General features: G+C 57.3%; 3 protein-coding genes. All 3 read left to right on the top strand.

Annotated elements, in window-relative coordinates; genetic code table 11:
• The first annotated feature begins 321 nt into the window (after positions 1–321).
• From CKW40_RS42005 to CKW40_RS41995, 3 genes are read left to right on the top strand one after another with little or no spacing between them, the layout of a single operon-like run.
• Positions 322–1,398, top strand: coding sequence for an SIR2 family NAD-dependent protein deacylase (locus CKW40_RS42005; RefSeq protein ID WP_198421197.1), 1,077 nt, complete (start codon positions 322–324; stop codon positions 1,396–1,398).
• Positions 1,395–3,203, top strand: coding sequence for an ATP-binding protein (locus CKW40_RS42000; RefSeq protein WP_095205349.1), 1,809 nt, complete (start codon positions 1,395–1,397; stop codon positions 3,201–3,203). The genes CKW40_RS42005 and CKW40_RS42000 overlap by 4 nt, the downstream gene beginning before the upstream one ends.
• Positions 3,204–3,413, top strand: coding sequence for a KTSC domain-containing protein (locus tag CKW40_RS41995; RefSeq protein ID WP_095205348.1), 210 nt, complete (start codon positions 3,204–3,206; stop codon positions 3,411–3,413).
• The last annotated feature ends 338 nt before the right edge of the window (positions 3,414–3,751 follow it).

The raw sequence follows: 3,751 nt of genomic DNA, 5'->3' as shown, positions 1-3,751 counted from the left end.
GCACTGGGCAACATCACGCCGAGCGAATTCGCCATGAAAATGGCACTGGAAAAACAGGCCGCATGAGGCCAGAAATGAAACCCCGGACTCTCCACTGAGCTGGAGCAAAGATGGGTCTCAGGTCAATAACTATAAAGGGATGACCCACGGCCCGTCAGGATATAGTGAACTGAGCGAAAGAATTTCGCCATCATTGGATCGGGGAATAATTTGTCAGTTAGCGTGCACAACCCCGACCAGTATATGGCCGCGCTCCGTACGATTATAGCTCAGGGACGCAAGCGCATCGGCTTGCTCGTTGGCGCAGGAGCTTCTGCCGGGATGGCCAAAGACGACGGCTCGTACCCGCTCATCCCTGCAGTGGCAGGACTGACCGACAAGGTGCTCGGCATTCTCGAGCCAACCTACAAGGCGCAGATTGACGGCCTCAAGGCTGAGCTCTTGCAGCATGATATCGAAACGATTTTGTCGCGCATTAGGTCGTTGAGCAAAGTCATTGGCACGGCCAAGGTTCACAACCTTGATGGGCCCGGGTTCGCGACCTTTGGCGAAGCCATCTGTGCCGAGATCGGTAAGATCGTCGATGTGCGTCTGCCTATGCCCGGATCGGCCTATGCCAATCTGGTGAACTGGATAACAGGGACGAGCAGAGACTATCCGATCGAAATCTTTACGACGAACTACGACCTCCTGTTCGAGGAAGCGTTCGAGTCCGTTCGAGCGCCGTATTTCGATGGTTTCACCGGGGGCCGCGAGCCGTTCTTCGATCCTGTTTCGGTGTCACGCAGCGACTTACCGGCGCGCTGGACTCGGTTGTGGAAACTGCATGGGTCCCTGGGCTGGAGAGCAAGCGACAAGGGCGAGGTCATTCGAACCGGGCAAAGTTCCGCTAGCCATCTCGTTTTCCCTGAACATCTGAAGTACGACCAGACGCAGAAGGCGCCGTATGCCGCACTGCTTGATCGGCTTCGCGCTTTTTTGCTGACGCCGGACACGCTTCTGATCTCGATCGGCTTTTCGTTCGCCGACGCGCATATTGCTGCGCGGTTGGATGAGGCATTGGCTGCCAATCCGTCTGCAAGCGTCTTCGCATTTCAATATAAGAATCTCGACGAAGAGCACTCGGCATGTGACCTCGCGCGGCGATTGCCGAATTTTAGCGTCTACGCGCGAGACCAAGCGAAAGTGAATGGAATGCGAGGCCCGTGGAAAGCCCCGCCGGATCTGCCGAGCAAGGACTGGGGACCGATACGCTCAACCTACCTAGGCACTGATGGCAATTTCACTCTCGGCGGCATTGAGCCATTTGCCCGCTTTTTCGCGGCTTCGAAATCGATACAGGCTTTCTCAACGCCTATCACGATGCTGCCTCCTGTAGCCGTGCCGCCAGCAGCATGAGTGTCTCTACGCTCCTTGGTCACGTTGGCTCGGTCGCGGGAGCCACGGTCAGCGTTCGTCAATTCGAAGGCGTTGCCTCCGGCATCGCGATCATCGGCGGACGCAGCTATCGGGTCGGCCAGGTGGGTAGTTTCGTACGCATCCCTCAGGGATATCACGATCTCTACGCGATCATCTCCGAGATCGGCGCGAGTGCGACCCCCGCGGCTTTCGCCGATGCGCATGATCGGGGTGAGCGCTGGCTGACCGTGCAACTGGTCGGCGAGATCGTAGAGGCATCGTTTGAACGCGGCATCAGCCAGTACCCTAACGTGAATGACGAGGTTCACCTCGTCACCGAGGATGATCTTTCCAAAATCTATGGCGCCGAGTTTGCGGGGCAGATCGTTGTCGGCCGGTTAGCCAATGCTGAGAGCATTCCTGTCCGCCTAGACCTCGACAAGCTGGTGACGCGACACAGCGCAGTGCTCGGGTCGACGGGGTCCGGAAAATCCACCACCGTGGCAAGCCTCTTGCGGTCAATTTCGATGCCAGGCGGTGCTGGCTTTCCCAGCGCACGTATCCTCTTGCTTGATATTCACGGTGAGTATGCGCGAGCTCTTGGAGATAATGCCGAGATCTTTCGCATAGCGCCCGCAGAGGGCGAAAAGCCGCTCGTCATCCCCTTCTGGGCTTTGCGCCCAGGAGACATGATCAACTTCCTTTGCGGAAAAATGGACGATCGCTCGACCACCGCAATCCTCGACAAAATCTTCGCTGCGAAAAGCGCAATCGCACAAGCGGATGGCCTCGCCGGCGTGGATCTCAACTCGATGACGGTCGACAGCCCAATCCCGTATAGCCTCCGCCAGCTTTGGCATGAATTAATGGATCCCGAAATGAAGACTTGGCTTGATCAGGCAAAGACGCAGCCGGCGCTGGTCACTCCCGGCGATGCCGCATCGCTTCGGCTTCCCATATATCAACCGCACACGACCACCAACACCGCGCCCTACCTCAACAACATCGGCGTTCTCGGAATTCGGAAGCAGCTCGACCGCATGCGTTCACGCCTGCTGGATAGGCAATTCGAATTTCTTCTTAAGCCGGGACAATGGGAACCGGGACTAAATGGACACACCGAAAACGATCTTCCCGAGCTTCTGGAAAGCTGGATCGGACACGAGAAGGCTATCACCGTGCTCGACTTGTCGGGCATTCCCAGCTCTGTTCTCCTTGAGCTCATCGGTGCGATCCTTTCAATTATTTACGAGGCACTTTTCTGGGGGCGATACCGCACGGAAGGGGGCCGTAAGCGCCCACAACTCATCGTAATGGAGGAGGCACATCGCTATCTGGGCCGCGAGACGAACAACCCCGCACGCGAGATGGTGCAGCGCATTGCCAAAGAGGGGCGAAAATTTGGGATCGGCGCGATGATTGTAAGTCAGCGGCCCTCGGAGATAGACGACACCATACTTTCGCAGTGCGGCACCTTCGTCGCTCTCAGGCTTACCAATTCAACCGACCGCAGCAGAGTACAGGCGGCGCTCCCGGACAATCTTAGCGGGATCGCCGACAGCCTGTCTGTCCTTCGAACGGGAGAGGCAATCATCACGGGTGAAGCCGCACGATTGCCAGTTCGGTGCCGAGTGACGCTGCCGCCCAAGGATCGCAGACCTGACAGTGAGGATCCGCTCGTGGCCGATAGCTGGAAGCAACCGCGGGGCGAGGAAAGCTACGGCGACCTCGTGGCATCATGGCGAGCGCAAGATCCGAGGTGGGCGCCGGCGGCTTCTGTCGTCGAAGATGAGGAGGAGAAATAAGTGGAACGGCAATCGGTGACGTCCGGGAATTTGGCCGAAGTGGGCTACGATCCCGATTTCGAAACACTCGAGGTCCAATTCCGTCACGGAGGCGTGTATCAATATTACAACGTGCCCCCGTACATGAACGAGCGCCTGATGACGGCGGAATCCCTTGGCCGTTTCTTCAATACGGAAATCAAGGGACATTACCCCGAAGCCAAAATGTAATCGAGCAGCCGTCATATCGAGGCGAAACGTTATCAAAGGTGGCTCCCCGAAGCGGATCGTCAATATCATCGGACCCGCTCTCGTCGCCTGGGATGTGCTCGGCACAACCCAGTTCACCAATAAAGTCTTTATCAGCAGCTCGACCATTGCCGGCGTTCGGCCCTCAGTGCCAGGCAGTGAAGCTCGCTGCCACCACGCTGTTGATTGCCACTGAGAACTGATGGAGTGGATGCCCCCTCCCGACGGCATCGTGATGTGCCAAAGTGATGTTTGCAACAACGTCACTCAGAGGAGAGAGCATCCATGAAGGAAGTTAGCATCGTCGGCCTGGACCTTGC

The sequence above is a fragment of the Mesorhizobium carmichaelinearum genome (assembly GCF_900199455.1).
Classification (GTDB): Bacteria; Pseudomonadota; Alphaproteobacteria; order Rhizobiales; family Rhizobiaceae; genus Mesorhizobium; species Mesorhizobium carmichaelinearum.
This window is presented reverse-complemented; position numbering and strand designations above follow the sequence as displayed.

Bases quoted from the DNA above. Each gene is read 5' to 3' on its own strand.
- CKW40_RS42000 (WP_095205349.1), top strand. From the start codon at position 1,395: ATGAGTGTCTCTACGCTCCTTGGTCACGTTGGCTCGGTCGCGGGAGCC.
- CKW40_RS42005 (WP_198421197.1), top strand. From the start codon at position 322: ATGGCCAAAGACGACGGCTCGTACCCGCTCATCCCTGCAGTGGCAGGA.